This is a genomic window from Deltaproteobacteria bacterium (genome assembly GCA_019912665.1).
Classification (GTDB): domain Bacteria; phylum Desulfobacterota; class GWC2-55-46; order GWC2-55-46; family GWC2-55-46; genus UBA5799.
Genome location: JAIOIE010000008.1, coordinates 180455 through 196062 on the forward strand (window position 1 = coordinate 180455; position 15608 = coordinate 196062).

The following is a 15608-nucleotide window of genomic DNA, read 5'->3' on the forward strand; positions in this document are numbered from 1 at the left end:
CGGATTCATGCTTTTGACTTAACGCCCCTCTTCTGCTATTTTAAGACCCATGCGCCTGGTATGCGCAATCCGAAGAGAAAGGAAGTCCCGCGGGCCTGGCAGGGCCGTAACAGTCCGGGCATAACAGATGAGCTTTAAGGTCGCATTCGCGTTCTGGTTCGTAATGGTTCTGATAGCAATAGGTAACGGCTTTTTCGCTGAAAAGATTCTCGTCCGCCACATAGGGGATTACGGCTCCCATCTTTACAAGACCTTTCTCATAGTCGCGGTCATCTTCATAGGCTCGTACATCTACATGGCCGGGTTCGCGGAGCCCCCGCTTGTCTCGACGGCTTTAAAGACCGGCTTTTTCTGGCTCTCTTGCAGCATCGTCTTCGAGTTCATCTTCGGCCATTACGCCTTCGGCTTCCCCTGGGAACGGCTCCTGGCGGATTACAGGATATGGGAGGGGAGGCTCTGGTCTCTCGTGCTAGCCTCGGAAATAGCCGGGCCGCTCCTTGCCGCATGGCTTGTAAGGGGCTGAAGCCTAAAAAGATTGCTGAAAATCTCATTCAGGCTGCTCAAAAAGCTCAAGATGCAAGGAGTCCGAAAAATGAGGAATGAGGCGTACTTTTTTATACGCTGCAATGACGAATTTTGAAGACTACACAGCAGATTGGGCTTTTTTTACGCGGGGGCGCACGTGGGCAATGTCCTGACCATCAATAGCGGCTCATCGAGCATCAAATTCTCCGTGTACGCGCCCGGGAATTCCCGCCTCCTCTCAGGAAGGCTCGAGAGGATAGGCCTGCCTGAGGGGGCATTCCTGGCCTTTGACGGCAGGGGGACCGCGCTCATCGAGGAGAGGATGAGATTCCAGGACCATGTCCCCGCATTAAAGGCCCTCTTCGACTGGCTTAAGAAAAGGCCCGAGGGGGAGGGCATAAGGGCGGTCGGGCACAGGGTCGTGCACGGCGGCAGGATTACCTCGCCCCGGGCCATCGACCCGGAGCTCATGGACACCCTGAGGGCGCTCGTGCCATTTGCGACCGAGCACCTCCCACATGAGATAAAGGCGATAGAGGCAGTCGGGAAATTTTTACCGGGCCTTCCCCAGGCAGCCTGCTTCGATACCTCCTTCCACACATCCATGCCCCTCGCATCCCGGACCCTCTCCATACCGCGGGATATCCGGGATGAAGGAGTAGAGCGGTACGGCTTTCACGGACTTTCCTACGAATACATTATGGAGGAGCTCAAGAGGCTCGACCCGGAGGGGGCTTCAGGCCGGGTCGTGATAGCGCACCTCGGGAACGGCGCCTCCATGAGCGCGGTAAAGGACGGGAGATGCATCGACACCACTATGGGCTTCACGCCGCTCGGTGGGCTCGTAATGAGCACGCGCACCGGCGACCTCGACCCGGGAGTGATAGTCTACATATTGAAGAAGAAAGGCCTCGGGCCTGACGAGCTTAACGAAATGCTCAATCGGAAGTCCGGCCTTCTCGGCATCTCGGGAGTGAGCCCGGATATGGCCGACCTCCTTCAGAAAGAGGACTCCTCAAAGGAGGCCGCCCTCGCTGTAGAGGTCTTCTGCAGGCAGGCGAAAAAATTCCTGGGCGCCTTCGCCGCCGTGCTCGGCGGCCTCGACACGCTCGTCTTTACCGCCGGCATGGGCGAGAACTCTCCTGCCATAAGGGAACGGATACTCGGCGGCCTCGGTTTTCTTGGGATTGAAATCGACCCGGAGGAGAACAAGGTCAATGGCCCCGTTATCTCAAGAGGGCCGGTAAGTGTGCGGGTCATGAAGACTAACGAGGAGCTTATGATAGCCAGGCACACGGCCAGGGTAGTGGGCCTGGCCTGAACTGCAAAAACGCGAGAGGGAGTAAAACCCTGTTCGTTAACCTTAGGCAATCTCTAAAAATTAGAGATTTTTCGCGCAATCACAGAGTCCGGGAAAAAGATCGATTTTTATATGTTGCCTTGATGGAGAGAGGGGCCGGACAGGGATGGATGGACGGCTATTGCTGACTTTCCGCGCTCATGGCAATGGCCGTTCCGTCGGAAAGTAGCTTCGCGCTTACTTCGTCCCTTACGGCGGCAAAGGCCTGCCATTCCTTCTTTGGTATGGATTTATCCGGCACTGGTTTTATGCTCAGAGGGTTTATGAGCCTTCCGTTTGCGCGCACCTCGTAATGGAGGTGCGGCCCGGAGCATAGCCCTGTGCAGCCTACATAGCCTATCATGTCCCCTTGGCTCACCTTCACTCCGGTCCTTATGCCCTTCCTTATCTTCGAGAGGTGGCCGTAGAGGGTGGAGTACCCGTTGTTGTGCCGTATCTCCACGTAGTTGCCGTATCCCCTGTTCCTGCCGGCGAACTTGACTATGCCGCTCCCGGCGGCCTCGACGGGCGTGCCTACGGGCGCCGCGTAGTCGACCCCGTGGTGCGGCCTGTACTTCTTGAGTATGGGATGATAGCGCCTTGTCGTGAAGTGGCTCGATATCCTCCTGTACCTGAGGGGTGTCTTTAGGAGCGACCTCCTCAAGGACCTCCCTTCGCTGTCGTAGTAGCCTGTCCCGCCGTTCCCCTCGTAATATACGGCCGTGTACTTCTTCCCGCCGTTTACCATCTCCGCGCCGATTATCTTCCCGCTCCTTACGGGCACGCCCTCGACATAGAGGACCTCCTTCAAAATCCTGAAGGAATCGCCCTTCCTTATGTCGGAGGTGAAGTCTATGTCCCAGGCGAATATGTCGGTAAGGGCCATAACGGCCTGCGCGTCGGCACCGGCCTTAAGCGCGTCCTCGTAAAGAGAGTTATCGATCGTCCCCGATACCACTACCTCCCTTATCTCATTCGGCAGCTCTGCCTTGCTCGCGAATATTCCACCCTCGGGCGTCTTCTCTATGAGGAGGTACTCGTAGTCGCTGAACTTGTACTCTATTCTCCGGACTGCGTCCTCGAGAGTATAGACGGTAAGGACAGAGTCCTTCCGGAGCTGCCTCATGCTGAAGATCGGGCGGGCCTTTTCGGCTATCTCGAGTATCTCGGGGCCGGGGACGTTCAGGCCGGACATTATCTGGTAGAAGGTGTTGTTGCCGGCGAGCTTGAAATCGTGCCTGACAAGCTCCGGGCCTTTAGGGGCGTCCTCGGCCCCGGATTCCTGCTCGGGGACGGCTTGCCATTTCAGAGAGGCTTCCGGGCTTACTATGAAGAGAAATGAAAGCAGGAACGAAAGTCCTACGAGCGAAATTACAAGAGCGGTCCTCAGGTGGAACTTCTTCTCATTCCTGTTTGAGAATTCCGACAATATCCCATCCTCTCCCATCACTCGGGAACGCTGTTCGAGACGTCCATGCTCTACGCCAAGATGCATTACCGAGCGGGTTTCGGACATAATAATGAAGAGGAGGAACGATGTCAAGGCTTTGTTGAACCTTTTCCAACAAGTTGTGGGAAATAAAAAGTTTTTTCGTGCGTAAAAAAAAATTGAGAAATGCGGAATGAGAGGCGGAACGGAAAATGCGGGCCATCCATGCGGGAGGAGCGGCTCAATGTCCGCTTGAAAACAAGGCGCGTAAAGATGTAATATACGCCCCATGAAAAGGGATCTGGACATGGCAGGGGGCCGGCCCGGCAAGGCCCGCATACTCGTGGCCGACGACGACCGCTTCTACATCAAGGTATACTCGGACCTCATAGCCGAGCTCGGATACGAGTGCATCCCCGCCCAGAACGGGCTTGAAGCCCTTGAGAAGGCGCGCACCCATATGCCGGACATCCTGATAATAGACGTGGTAATGCCGGGGATGGACGGGTTCGAGGTGACCCGAAGGCTCAAGGAAGACCCACTCACCACTCACCTCCCGGTCGTAATAATGACGTCCCTTTCCGATAGGGACTCGCGGGTGAAGGGGCTTCTCGGCGGCGCGGACGAATTCCTCTCAAAGCCCGTGGACGAGTCAGAGTTCAAGGCGCGCCTGAGGAACCTCCTTAAGGTCAAGCGATACGAGGACTACCTGATCGAGCACGGCAGGAGGCTCGAATACGAGGTGGAGGACAAGTCGGTCCAGCTCGAAAAAGCCTTCGCCAAGATACGGACCGGCTACATAGAGACGGTATACCGGTTGACGCTCGCGGCTGAGCTCCGCGACAAGGAGACCGGCTGGCACATAAGGAGGATAAGCCTCTATTCGCAGCTCCTCGCCAGGTATCTGCGCCTTCCGGAGGAGACGGTCGAAGCCATCTTTTTCGGAAGCCCCATGCACGACGTGGGCAAGATCGGCATCCCGGACTCCATACTTTTGAAGCCCGGCCCGCTTACGGACGAGGAGTTTAACGTAATGAAGACGCATTCGGCCATAGGGGCCGAGCTCCTCAAGGACTCTGATTCGGAGATACTGGCGACGGCCAGGGAGATTGCCCTTACGCACCACGAGAGGTGGAACGGCGAAGGCTACCCGAAGGGATTGAAGGGCGAGGAGATACCGATTTCAGGGAGGATAGTCAATATCGTCGACATATACGACGCGCTCCGGAGCGTGCGCCCCTACAAGGAGGCCTTCGAGCACGAGACTTCCTGCGGCATAATTTACCGCCATCCTGAGCGCTTCGACCCGGCGGTACTCTCGGGTTTCAGGGACTGCTCGGAGGAGTTCCGGAGGCTCTACGACGAGAACAAGGACGACGTTCAGAGCCGTCCGGTTATGATATAATCGGCGTCTTCAGGACCGACGTGGTCCACTGCGAGGGTCTCCGAGTCGGGAAGCAACACGACGCTTGTGTATGCGGAAAGCCTGCTTACCTGGGCGGGTATGCCCCTCTTCCATGAATGCCCTCCCCCCGCCATTACCACCATCTTCACCCCGGGATGCCTCTCCATGTACTCTATCGCGTTATGGGCCATGGCGTTGTCCCAGACAAGCTGGGCCTCGCAGAAGTTCTTGAAATCCACCCCGTGCTTCGCGAAAGAATCAAGGGCCTCGCGCATGAAGTTCTCGTAGGTCTCGTCCACCTTGCACTCGATGCCCGGCGGGAGCTTCTCAAGGTCCTCCGGCGTAAGCGACTCGAAGCCCTCCTTGAGCACCTGGTTCACTATCTTCTTCGGGATGTTGAGGGCCACGAGCGGGATCCCCTCTTCCCTTGCGTAAATGAAGATGTCCTTGTAGAGATACCAGGGCAGGTTCCAGTTCTTTCTATACACGGCCCTGAAATCCTCTTCGGCCATTTCGCCGCCGACCCATCTGTCGAGCGCGTCCTGGCTCTCGGTCTTGAACATCTCCATGCCTATGGAGACGTCCGCGCCCTGGTCCTTGAGTGCCTTTATGACCTCGAGCTGCGCCTTGTGGTGGAGCCTTATGCTGTGCGCCTCGCCGATAAAGACGAAGTCCGCTTCCGAGGCCTCCTTCACGAGGTCAGCCGGTTTTACGGCCTGCTGGTCGGCGACCCTTATTATCTTCGGCTCGCGGCATCCTGCCGCAAGAACCAGGACGGACGCAAGGAAACAGGCCGCCTTGAGCCATCCCGGAACGGCGCTCCTGGTCTTTTCCATTATTCTCTCTCTTCGATTGGGATGTAGGGCTGAGAGCGGAGGCCCGTGTACTTCTGCTCGGGTCGGTATATGCGGTTGTAGTTGAGCTGCTCCATCCAGTGGGCGAGCCATCCGGCGACCCTGCCCATGGCGAAGATGGGTGTAAAGAGCTCGGTGGGTATCCCCATGCTCCGGAAGAGGATGCCGGAGTAGAAGTCTATGTTCGGATAGAGGCCTTTGTCCGCGAGCCTCTCCATGACCACCGCCTCTATTTCGCGGGAAGACTCTATCGTGTTTTTGTCTATCTCGTCGAGCTCCGCGAGCCGGGCGATGTAGCCCTTCAAGACCTCGCCCCGCGGGTCGGTCGTCTTGTAAATCCTGTGCCCGACCCCCATGACCTTCTCCTTCCGCGTGAGCTTGCCTTCTATGTACGCTCTCGCGTTGCCGCTCGGCCCTATCTCGTCGAGCATCCGGACGACGGCCTCATTAGCCCCGCCGTGGAGCGGGCCCGAGAGCGTGCCGATGGCGGAGGATACGACCGTATATGGGTCGGCCAATGTCGAGCCGACGACCCTGGCGCTGAAGGTCGACGCGTTCATGGTGTGGTCCGCGTGGAGCACGAGCATGGAGTCGAGTATCTTCTCGATTAGCGGCGAAGGCTCCTTCTCGAAGAGCATGTAATAGAAGCTCGCCGCGAGCGAGAGGTCGTTCCTCGGCTGTATCGGGGCGTCCCCGTGCCTGAGCCTGTGTACCGCCGCGACGATGGTGGGGAGCTTGGCTATGAGCCTTACGCATGACCAGTAGCGCGTCTCGGGGTTCAAGGTGTCCCTTGCGGGATAATACATGCCCATGGCGGAGGTCACGGCCTGGAGGTAGTGCATGGGGTGGCCGTTCTCCGGAAGGTACTCCATCATCCTGAGTATCTTGAGCTTGAGGCGGGTGTGGAAGGTGATGTCGCCCCTGAACTTCTCCAGTTCAGCCCTCTTCGGCAGGCGGCCGAAAAGGAGGAGGTAAGCGACTTCGACGAAATTGCTTTTCTCGGCGAGCGCCTCGACCGGTATGCCCCGGTACTCGAGTATGCCCTTTTCCCCGTCTATGAAGCTTATTGCCGACTCGGCGGCGGGAATGCCTTCGAGCCCGGGGACCACATCCATTGTAAGTCTCTCGTCCATTCCAATGACCCGGTTTTGGCGGAGAAGCCCGGACAGGGCTTTTGAGGAGAATCCCTCGTTCCTTTTCAAGGCAGATTCTATAACACTGACACCGGGTTGTACATAAAAAAAGCCCCCATCCTGCCGGATGAGGGCTACTGTAATCCCTTTGGGTTACTATAGCATGGGATTGGGGTTGACGTTTTCAGCCTTGAGCCCCTTGGGGCCCTTGGTGATCTCGAAATCAACCCTCTGCCCCTCCTTCAGGGTCCTGAACCCGGAACCCTGTATCGAAGTATAATGGACAAAGACGTCCTCGCCAGTGTCCTGTTCAATAAACCCGAAACCCTTGGATTCGTTGAACCACTTCACCTTTCCTGAAGGCATAAGGAAAAACCCTCCTTTCTCATTGGAATTCATAAGTAATAGGGGTTTTTCGCACTTCAGGTCCTTTTGCAATTACCTCGCGCTTCCAAACCCTGCTACTAGCTTACTTACTGAGTAAGTCTAATTGAGGGTCTGCGGCTTGTCAAGGAAGGGGCCCCGGATTTTTTTTGTTCCGCTTTATCCTCCTCCATGCTTCCAGGCCAAAAAGTCCCTGAACGCCCTGAGCGCCTTCGCCCTGTGGCTTATCCTGTCCTTTTCCCCGGGCGGGAGCTCAGCCACAGTGAGCCCCCTTCCCGGCACGACGAAAACGGGGTCGTAGCCGAAACCGCCGCTCCCCCTGGGTTCAGTTGATATCTCACCCTCGAACTCGCCCTCGAAGACCTCCTCGCCTTTGCCTGGCTCGACGAATGCGGCAGCGCACCTGAAGCGCGCGGTCCTTTTCCCTTCGGGCACGCCTTCGAGCGCAGCCAAGAGCTTCACGTAATTGTCTGCATCGGTTGCGCCCTCGCCAGCGTATCTGGCGGAAAAAACACCGGGCGCGCCGGAGAGCGCGTCCACCTCAAGCCCTGAATCATCGGAAAGCGCGGGAAGGCCTGTAGCCTCCGCAACGAAGCGGGCCTTTATGAGCGCGTTCTCCCTGAAGCTATCGCCCGTCTCGGGCGGAAGGACAAGCGAAGGGTACTCGTTGAGGGTGACGACCTCGACACCGGTTCCTTCAAGCAGGCCGGCTATCTCCGCCGCCTTGCCCCTGTTCCTGGTGGCGATGACCAGCTTCAATTCCCGTTCCCGATTGTTTTCTTCTGGAAGGCTGTGAGTTCTTTTATGCCCTTTGAGGCGAGCGAGATGAGCTCCGTCATCTCATCGGATGAGAAAGGGGAAAGCTCCGCCGTGCCCTGCACCTCGATGAACCTGCCGTCGCCGGTCATTATGACGTTCATGTCGACTTCGGCTTTCGAGTCCTCCTCGTAGTTGAGGTCGAGGACCGGCACGCCGCCCACGATGCCGACGCTAACGGCCGCGACAGAGTCCCTGAGCGGTATGGAATCGAGGAGGCCCTGCTCTACAAGCTCGCGGAGGGTATCATGGACGGCGATGTAAGCGCCCGTGACGGACGCGGTCCTCGTGCCGCCGTCCGCCTGTATCACGTCGCAGTCTATGTAGACGGTCCGCTCTCCTAAGGCCTGCATGTCGGCGACCGCCCGGAGCGACCTCCCTATCAGCCTCTGTATCTCGTGCGTCCTGCCGCCGACCTTCCCTGAGACGGCCTCCCTCTGTATCCGTTTCTTCGAAGACCTCGGGAGCATCGCGTACTCGGCTGTGAGCCAGCCCCTCCCCGTGCCTACGAGAAATGGCGGGACCCTCTCCTCGACGGTCGCCGCGCAGATTACTTTCGTATCGCCCATCTCGAAGAGGACCGAGCCCTCCGCGAACTTGAGATACCGGCGCTCCGCGGCCACTCTCCTCAACTCGTCAGGCTTCCGCCCGTCCGCCCTGTCAGTCCCTGCCGCTGACTTCAATGTACCCCCTTTTCCTTGCGAGCGCGTCCTTGAAGCTCAATATCCCTTCGGCTATCGATTCGGCCAGCCTTGCCTGGCCGTCCGCCTTCGAAAGCCACTTCTCCTCGGACGGGTTTGAGATGAAGCCGACCTCTATCAGTACCGCGGGCATGGTCGCGCCCACGAGCACAGTGAACGGGGCCTGCTTGACTCCGCGGTTCTCCCTGCCGGTGCCGCCGACCATCGTCGTGTGGACCATTTCGGCAAAAGCCGAACTCTCGTGGTGAGACATGGTGTTCGCGAGGTCGAGGAGTATGCTCTTTATGTCGTCCTCCGCGCCCGCCGCGGCAAGCTCTGCCCCGTGCGCCCCGGCGCTGTTCTCAAAGGCGGCAAGCCTCCTTGCGTCCTCGTCCGTAGCCTCGAAGCTAAGAAAGAAGGTCTCTATGCCGATGGCGTCCTTGTTCGAGGCGGCGTTGGCGTGTATGCTTATGAAAAGGTCCGCTCCGTTCCTGTTGGCAAAGGCAGTCCTCTCCTCGAGGGGGATGAAGACGTCGGCGGTCCTGGTAAGGAGCACCCTCAAGTCGTCCCTTTTCTTCAGGGTCTCCGCAAGGCCCAGGGCGAGCCTCAGGGTCACGTCCTTTTCCTCAAGCCCGGACGGCCCCTTTGCGCCGGTGTCCTCTCCGCCGTGTCCGGGGTCGATAACGACCACCATGGGGCCGGACACCCGCGATTCCGCGCCGTTTGCGGCGGCGGAAAACGAAAGAGCTATGAGAAGAACAGAGGCGGCCAGAAGGTACTTTCCCATTTGTGCCTATTGTAAATTCAAAGGCGGCCCAAGTCAATGGGGCGGGCGATTCGCTGACATATCCCCCGGCGAATTTGCCATGTTAGCCGGATAAATTTGACGGACCGCCGGTATTTGATATGATTTATGGGTCTATATCCATCCACCTTCCAACGGAGCCATATGAAACCGGTAATCTTCACCGACCTAGACGGCACGCTCCTTGATTCAAGCTACTCCTTTGAGCCCGCTACCGCGGCCCTTAAGAGGATTTCGGAAGACGCCATACCGCTTGCCCTCGTTACTAGCAAGACCCGGAAGGAAGTCGAGAGGATACGGGAAAGGCTGGGTAACCTCCACCCGTTCATAACCGAAAACGGCGGCGGGGTCTACGTACCGCGCTCGTATTTCCCGTTTCCCGTGAAGGGGGAGGAAAGGGACGGGTTCGTGCAAATGAAGCTCGGCCCGGACTACGGAGAGCTCCGCCGCGCCCTCGATTCCATAAGGGCCGGGTCCGGAAAGGCCATTAAGGGTTTCGGCGACATGACGGTCGAGGAGGTCGGGAAGCTCACAGGCCTCGGCCCGGAGGAAGCCGCTTTATCCAAGGAAAGGGAATTTGACGAGCCCTTCGTTATGGCGGGGTCCTCGCCTGATGAGGCAAGAAAGCTCGTGGAGGCGGCCGGGTATTCGTTCACCATGGGACGGCTCTTCCACATCACCGGGGCAAATGACAAGGGAAAAGCCGTCGACATGCTTATTGCCATGTACAGGGCCCTCTACGGCAAGATAGTTACAATCGGGCTGGGGGATGGGCCGAACGATTCGCCATTCCTGAGAAAGGTCGACTACCCGGTGCTGGTCATGAACGAGGACGGGGGGTATAACGATGTCGGGGAGATACCCGGGCTGGTGAGGGCTGATGGCATAGGCCCGTCAGGCTGGGCCAGGGCCGTCATCGGCATACTCGATTCCATCAGGTCCTCCTCCGAGGGGTATACCTGCTGACCATGCAAACGCGCGCCGAGACAGCCGAAGGGGAGATCCGGCCGAGCAACCTCCCCGACCGCGCCGACATAGTCGTGGGGATAGCGAGCTACAACAACTCGCGCACCATCGGCCACGTGGTCCGGGCCGTTGACGCCGGGCTCGCGAAATACTTCCCCTCCGAAAGGGCGGTCATAATAAACTCGGACGGCGGGTCGAGCGACAAGACACCCGAGATCGTAATAAATGCGAGCGTGGACCACAAGGCCGTATTCCTCTCGCACAGGATTCACCCGGTAAACCGGATCACGACCCCGTACCACGGCATACCGGGCAAAGGGAGCGCATTCAGGACCATATTCAAGATGGCCTCGGTCCTCGGCGCAAAGGCCTGCTGCGTCGTGGACGCGGACCTCCGCTCGATAACGCCCGAGTGGATAGAGCTCCTCCTCTCCCCGGTCTACAAGGAGGGCTTCGACTTCGTAGCCCCCCTCTACGCAAGGCACAAGTACGACGGCACAATCACCAACTCGATAATATACCCGCTCACGCGGTCGCTCTACTGCAGGAAGATACGCCAGCCCATCGGCGGGGAGTTCGGCTTCTCCGGCGAGATGGCAAAATTCTACGTCGGCCAGGACGTCTGGAACACGGACGTGGCCAGGTTCGGCATAGACATATGGATGACGACCGAGGCCCTGGCCGGCCGCTTCAAGGTCTGCCAGGCGTACCTGGGCGCGAAGATACACGACCCGAAGGACCCCGGCGCTGACCTCCGGGACATGTTCGTGCAGGTGGTCGGCTCGCTCATGTCGCTTACTGAGAAGCACAGCTCCCAATGGCGCTCGGCTACGGACTCGGTCGAGGTCCCGACCTTCGGGTTCAAATACCAGGTCGGCGTGGTCCCGATAAAGGCGAGCGTGGAGGGTATGCTCCGGCATTTCAGGCTCGGGGCCGAGAACCTCCGGGATATATGGGCCGGGTTCATAGACAAGGAGACGGTGGACGCGCTTGCCCGGATGGCAAGGGCCGACGCGGCCTCGTTCCGCTTCACCAGGGAGATGTGGGTCAAGATGGTATACGACTACATACTGGCCTACCATCACAGGAAGCTCCAGCCCGAGCAGCTTTTAAAGACGCTCATACCTCTCTACTACGGCCGGACCGCGTCCTTTTTCCTCGAAACCGTCGACATGAATGACGAGGAGGCCGAAGCAGTGGTCGAAGAGGTCTGCGCCGAGTACGAACGGCAGAAAGAGTACCTGGTCAGTAACTGGCGAGAGGGGGTTAAAAAATGAGGACGATAATAGAGCGGATTTCGGAACACCTAGAACATTTCGGGGAGCAGCTCCTCCGGTTCATCCCCGATCTCCTCGTCATAATCATCATAGTGCTGGCCGGCTTCATGGCAGCGGCCCTCGTGAGCCGCCTCCTCCAGAAGGGCTTCCGGGCAGTGAGGTTTGACGCCTGGAGCGACCAGATAGGCCTTACTACCGCTTTCAGGAAGGCCGGGATACTCAGGCCGCCTTCCCGCTTTATCGGCTCCTTCATATACTGGTTCATAGTGGTACTCTTTTTCGTCGCCGGGTTCGCCACCCTCGGGTTCCGCGTAACGGACGCGCTGGTCTCGGTCTTTTTCCTCTACCTCCCGAGGTTCTTCTCGGCGGTCATTATCGTGCTACTCGGGTACTTCATCGCTAACTTCCTCGCAAGGGCCGTGCTAATCGCCGGCGTCAACTCCGGGATCGAATACTCGAAGGCCTTAAGCGAGCTCGTCCGCATACTCCTTCTCGTACTGGCCTTTGCCATGGCTCTCGAGCAGCTCGCGATAGCCCCGAGGATAGTGCTTGCCGCCTTCGTCATTTTCTTCGGCTCCATAGGGCTCGCGGTGGCCGTGGCCTTCGGCATGGCCGGCAAGGCGTACGCGAAGAAGGCGCTGGATTTTCTCCTCTCCAGACGCGAGGGGAACAACCTGGACCAGCTTTAAACACCGGGATAGCCGGTACCGCATTGCATGACGGCTCCCATGATGCTACAATAGCCGTGGCTATTCACCAGGGTCTTTCAAAGCGGCTGCACCGTTTTCCTCGATAATCGTCCAGGACCCGGCTTGCGCGTTATGGCCGGGCTCCGACACAAGAAAGCCGAACCAGCGATTTCCGATACGGCCCTTCCATCCGGGACGGCATGCGCGCCCTTTTTGACGGGAAAGGCTTCGGGATCACGGGCCACTCAACAAATGACAATCTCTAAAAATTAGAGGTTGCCATAAGGAGGCATAATGGCTGACTTCTACCACGCCGGGACCATCACGACCCTTCACAGGCTGGGGAAACCCAAGACCGAGCGCCTTCTGGCGGAACTCGAGCTTTACAGTCTCGTGCGCCCGATAGCGCTGGTCCTCCCCGCGCTTTATTCGGATGTCATGAGCGAGGCCATGAAGGGCATCAGGGAGGAGCTCAAGGGGGCCCGCTTCATAAGGGAGATCGTCCTTGTGCTCGGCCCGGCAACCGATGACGAGTACAGGGCTGTCAAGGAGTTCATGTCAGTCCTCCCGCACGAGGTCACGATAATCCACACGAGCGGGAATAGGATGAGGGAGCTCTACTCCACCCTCGAGCAAAAGGGGGTGAGCCCAGGGAAGGACGGCAAGGGCAGGTCCGCCTGGACGGCCTATGGCTACGTCATAGCTAGCGGCAAATCGAGCATAATAGCGTTGCATGACTGCGACATACAGAACTACAGCCTAGACCTACTGGGCAGGCTATGCTACCCGGTCGTGAGCCCGACCCTCGACTACGTCTTCTGCAAGGGCTACTACGCGCGCATAACCGACAGGATGCACGGCAGGGTCACGAGGCTCTTCCTCACCCCGCTCGTGAGGGCGCTCCAGAAGATGGTCGTGAACCAGCCTTTCATAGATTTCCTCGACGGCTTCAGGTACCCGCTCGCCGGGGAGTTCTCGATGACCGTGGACGTGGCCAGGATAAACAGGATACCCTGGGACTGGGGCCTTGAGGTGGGGATGCTCGCCGAGGTCTACAGGAACTACACGACCAAACGCGTATGCCAGGTCGACATAGCCGAGAACTATGAGCACAAGCACCAGATACTCTCGGCCGAGGACCCCTCTACAGGGCTCATGAAGATGAGCATCGATATAGCGAAGTCCATATTCAGGACCGTCGCGTCAGAGGGGGTCGTCTTCTCGGACGGGTTTTTCAAGTCGCTCATGGCCGCTTACCTCAAGATGGCCGAGGACAGCATAGTGAAATACGAGAGCGACGCGGCGATTAACGGTCTCTTCTACGACAGGCACGAGGAGGCGGCGATGGTCGACGCCTTCACCAGGTCGATAATGGAGGCGGCAAAGACGATAAGCGAAAGCCCGCTCGGGGCCCCCATGATACCCAACTGGAACAGGGTCATCTCGGCGACCCCCGGAATTCTGGAGCGCCTCAAGGCAGTCATAGAGGAGGACAACAAGCTCGCCTTCAGTGCGGCCTCTCGTCCCCAGCAAGGAAACTCTCAAGCACAGTGAGGAAGTTTCCGTAGGAGATAGGTTCCTCAGTGAGCCTGTCCATGGATTGGAGTATCCTTTCGGAGAGATCCATATACCTTTTCTTCCCGGTTCCGCGGTAAAGACGGAGGAGCAGCGAGGCCGCAGCCGAATTGCCGGACGGGATGTCGTTGTCGTAGAGGTCGCGCTCGCGGACGAAGAGCCGCTCCTGGTCGATACCCGTATCGAAGAAGAGCTCGCTCGATTCGTCGTAGAATATCTCCATCATCCTCTCGGCAAGCCTCTCCCCCTCTGAGAGCCATTCCTCCTCGCCGGTCTCGTCGTAGATGGAGAGGAGACCCTCTGCAAGGAGGGCGTAGTCCTCGAGCATCCCTTTCACATCCCCGCTCCCGTCAAGAAAGTACCGGAGCATCCGTCCGTCCCGGTCGCGGAGCGACGATAGGAGGAACCTGGCGGTGCGCTTCGCCTCGTCCTCGAAATCTCGCCTCCTGAACGCGCCCGATGCCCTGGAAAGCGCCGAGATTGCGAGCCCGTTCCATGCCGTTATTATTTTTCTGTCGAATTGGGGCGGTCTCCTCCGCATCCTGACTTCGAGCATGCGCGCCTTCATCTTCCGGATGTCCTCCGGGACCGGCTCGTCCGCCTCCCTCTCCCGCCTGTTTACCCGGAGCGTGTTCCTCCCCTCGTAATTCCCCTCCTCCGTGACGGAGAAGAATTCAATGAACCTCTCGGCCTCGTCCCCGAGGACCTCCCGTATCTCTTCAGGCCTCCAGACGTAGTAGGCCCCTTCCACGCCCTCCACGTCCGCATCCACCGAGGAATAAAAGCCGCCCATCTCGCCCCTCATCTCACGGACGAGATAGGAGAGCGTTTCAAGCGCGACTTCCCGGTAGAGCCCGAGGCCGGTCTCCTTGTAGGCGGCGGTGTAAAGGGATGAGAGCAGGGCGTTATCGTATAGCATCTTCTCGAAATGAGGTATGTCCCAGTTCTCGGCTACCGAGTACCTGTGAAAGCCGCCGCCCAGGTGGTCGTAGATCCCGCCTCTGGCCATGGAGGACAGGGTCCTCTTCACCATGGAGAGCGCCTCCTCCTTTCCTGTCCTCTTATGGTATCGAAGGAGGAAATCAAGGAACATCGCATGGGGGAACTTCGTTCCCCTGCCAAAGCCGCCGTTGACGGGATCGAAGTATAGGCGCGCGGCGTCATACGCGATGTCAGCGACCTCGCTCCTGAGCTCTATGGGCGCTATCTCGGCCCTGCCCCCGAGGGTCCTTTCGACGTCGGCTGTAACGGTCTCAATTTTATCGCGGTTCTTCCTGTACGCGAGGCTCACGGCCATGAGCACTTTCCTGAACGAAGGCATGCCCCTCATGTCCTCGGGCGGGAAATACGAGCCCCCGTAGAAAGGCACGCCGTCCGGTGTGGCGAAGACCGTGAGCGGCCAGCCCGCGTGCCCGGTCATGGCCTGCACCGCCTTGATATAGAGGCTGTCGAGGTCCGGCCTTTCCTCCCTGTCCACTTTTATATTAACGAAGTTCTCGTTCATTATGCGGGCCGTCTCCTCGTCCTCGAAGGACTCGCGCTCCATCACATGGCACCAGTGGCACGAGGCGTAGCCGATGCTTATTATAAGGGGCTTATCCTCCCTTTTCGCCTTTTGAAGGGCCTCGCTCCCCCAAGGGTACCAGTCCACGGGATTCAGCTCGTGCTGCTTCAGATACGGGCTCCTCTGGTCTTTCAAGTGGTTGGCCTGGCGGTGTGCATTTGCCATTA

General features: G+C 58.5%; 15 protein-coding genes. 7 read left to right on the forward strand and 8 right to left on the reverse strand.

Features of this window, described 5'->3' with window-relative positions:
- Positions 1-127 precede the first annotated feature (127 nt).
- Both K8I01_03565 and K8I01_03570 read left to right on the forward strand, forming a co-directional pair.
- A complete protein-coding gene (locus K8I01_03565; protein ID MBZ0219495.1) occupies positions 128-523 on the forward strand; it encodes a hypothetical protein in 396 nt (131 codons plus the stop codon).
- A gap of 159 nt (positions 524-682) precedes the next feature.
- On the forward strand, positions 683-1846 hold the full coding sequence (locus K8I01_03570) for an acetate/propionate family kinase (protein ID MBZ0219496.1): 1164 nt from the start codon (positions 683-685) through the stop codon (positions 1844-1846).
- Positions 1847-2003: 157 nt separating this feature from the next.
- On the opposite strand, the gene K8I01_03575 is transcribed toward K8I01_03570, so the two are convergent.
- Complete coding sequence (locus K8I01_03575) at positions 2004-3293, reverse strand: peptidoglycan DD-metalloendopeptidase family protein (protein MBZ0219497.1); 1290 nt, start codon at positions 3291-3293, stop codon at positions 2004-2006.
- A gap of 289 nt (positions 3294-3582) precedes the next feature.
- Here K8I01_03575 and K8I01_03580 point away from each other — a divergent pair, with 289 nt between their 5' ends.
- Positions 3583-4698 carry a response regulator gene (locus K8I01_03580; GenBank protein ID MBZ0219498.1) on the forward strand — a complete coding sequence of 372 codons (1116 nt, stop codon included), beginning with the start codon at positions 3583-3585 and terminating at the stop codon, positions 4696-4698.
- Here the strand turns inward: K8I01_03580 and K8I01_03585 are convergent.
- From K8I01_03585 to K8I01_03610, 6 genes are all read right to left on the reverse strand, one after another.
- Positions 4674-5534: a ChaN family lipoprotein gene (locus K8I01_03585; GenBank protein MBZ0219499.1), complete on the reverse strand. Its 861-nt coding sequence runs from the start codon at positions 5532-5534 to the stop codon at positions 4674-4676. The two genes, K8I01_03580 and K8I01_03585, sit on opposite strands and share 25 nt — an antisense overlap.
- Complete coding sequence (locus tag K8I01_03590; protein MBZ0219500.1) at positions 5534-6667, reverse strand: citrate synthase; 1134 nt, start codon at positions 6665-6667, stop codon at positions 5534-5536. The genes K8I01_03585 and K8I01_03590 overlap by 1 nt, the downstream gene beginning before the upstream one ends.
- 174 nt (positions 6668-6841) lie before the next feature.
- Entirely contained in the window at positions 6842-7051 is a 210-nt protein-coding gene (locus K8I01_03595) for a cold-shock protein (protein MBZ0219501.1), read from the reverse strand.
- A 177-nt stretch (positions 7052-7228) separates the two neighbouring features.
- Complete coding sequence (locus K8I01_03600) at positions 7229-7828, reverse strand: XTP/dITP diphosphatase (protein ID MBZ0219502.1); 600 nt, start codon at positions 7826-7828, stop codon at positions 7229-7231.
- Positions 7825-8568, reverse strand: a complete 744-nt coding sequence (gene rph, locus K8I01_03605) for a ribonuclease PH (protein ID MBZ0219503.1) — start codon at positions 8566-8568, stop codon at positions 7825-7827. Before rph ends, K8I01_03600 begins: the two co-directional genes overlap by 4 nt.
- A complete protein-coding gene (locus K8I01_03610; protein MBZ0219504.1) occupies positions 8546-9352 on the reverse strand; it encodes an N-acetylmuramoyl-L-alanine amidase in 807 nt (268 codons plus the stop codon). The genes rph and K8I01_03610 overlap by 23 nt, the downstream gene beginning before the upstream one ends.
- Before the next feature lie 162 nt (positions 9353-9514).
- Between K8I01_03610 and K8I01_03615 the strand changes: the two genes are divergently transcribed.
- The 4 genes from K8I01_03615 to K8I01_03630 all read left to right on the forward strand — a co-directional run bounded on the left by K8I01_03615 (position 9515) and on the right by K8I01_03630 (position 13856).
- Complete coding sequence (locus K8I01_03615; GenBank protein MBZ0219505.1) at positions 9515-10336, forward strand: HAD-IIB family hydrolase; 822 nt, start codon at positions 9515-9517, stop codon at positions 10334-10336.
- Positions 10337-10338: 2 nt separating this feature from the next.
- Positions 10339-11613, forward strand: a complete 1275-nt coding sequence (locus K8I01_03620; protein MBZ0219506.1) for a glycosyl transferase family 2 — start codon at positions 10339-10341, stop codon at positions 11611-11613.
- The gene (locus K8I01_03625) at positions 11610-12302 is read left to right on the forward strand and encodes a hypothetical protein (GenBank protein ID MBZ0219507.1); all 693 of its coding nucleotides are present in this window, start codon (positions 11610-11612) and stop codon (positions 12300-12302) included. Before K8I01_03620 ends, K8I01_03625 begins: the two co-directional genes overlap by 4 nt.
- A 294-nt stretch (positions 12303-12596) precedes the next feature.
- On the forward strand, positions 12597-13856 hold the full coding sequence (locus K8I01_03630; GenBank protein MBZ0219508.1) for a glycosyl transferase: 1260 nt from the start codon (positions 12597-12599) through the stop codon (positions 13854-13856).
- Here K8I01_03630 and K8I01_03635 read toward each other — a convergent pair.
- Positions 13810-15606, reverse strand: coding sequence for a thioredoxin domain-containing protein (locus K8I01_03635; GenBank protein ID MBZ0219509.1), 1797 nt, complete (start codon positions 15604-15606; stop codon positions 13810-13812). The genes K8I01_03630 and K8I01_03635 overlap by 47 nt on opposite strands.
- Between the last annotated feature and the right edge of the window lie 2 nt (positions 15607-15608).

Excerpts from the sequence above, each read along its gene's own strand:
- K8I01_03630 (MBZ0219508.1), top strand. The coding sequence starts at position 12,597 with ATGGCTGACTTCTACCACGCCGGGACCATCACGACCCTTCACAGGCTG.
- K8I01_03595 (MBZ0219501.1), bottom strand. The coding sequence starts at position 7,051 with ATGCCTTCAGGAAAGGTGAAGTGGTTCAACGAATCCAAGGGTTTCGGG.
- K8I01_03615 (MBZ0219505.1), top strand. The coding sequence starts at position 9,515 with ATGAAACCGGTAATCTTCACCGACCTAGACGGCACGCTCCTTGATTCA.
- K8I01_03620 (MBZ0219506.1), top strand. The coding sequence starts at position 10,339 with ATGCAAACGCGCGCCGAGACAGCCGAAGGGGAGATCCGGCCGAGCAAC.
- K8I01_03585 (MBZ0219499.1), bottom strand. The coding sequence starts at position 5,534 with ATGGAAAAGACCAGGAGCGCCGTTCCGGGATGGCTCAAGGCGGCCTGT.
- K8I01_03580 (MBZ0219498.1), top strand. The coding sequence starts at position 3,583 with ATGAAAAGGGATCTGGACATGGCAGGGGGCCGGCCCGGCAAGGCCCGC.
- K8I01_03565 (MBZ0219495.1), top strand. The coding sequence starts at position 128 with ATGAGCTTTAAGGTCGCATTCGCGTTCTGGTTCGTAATGGTTCTGATA.
- K8I01_03590 (MBZ0219500.1), bottom strand. The coding sequence starts at position 6,667 with ATGGATGTGGTCCCCGGGCTCGAAGGCATTCCCGCCGCCGAGTCGGCA.
- K8I01_03625 (MBZ0219507.1), top strand. The coding sequence starts at position 11,610 with ATGAGGACGATAATAGAGCGGATTTCGGAACACCTAGAACATTTCGGG.
- K8I01_03610 (MBZ0219504.1), bottom strand. The coding sequence starts at position 9,352 with ATGGGAAAGTACCTTCTGGCCGCCTCTGTTCTTCTCATAGCTCTTTCG.
- K8I01_03635 (MBZ0219509.1), bottom strand. The coding sequence starts at position 15,606 with ATGGCAAATGCACACCGCCAGGCCAACCACTTGAAAGACCAGAGGAGC.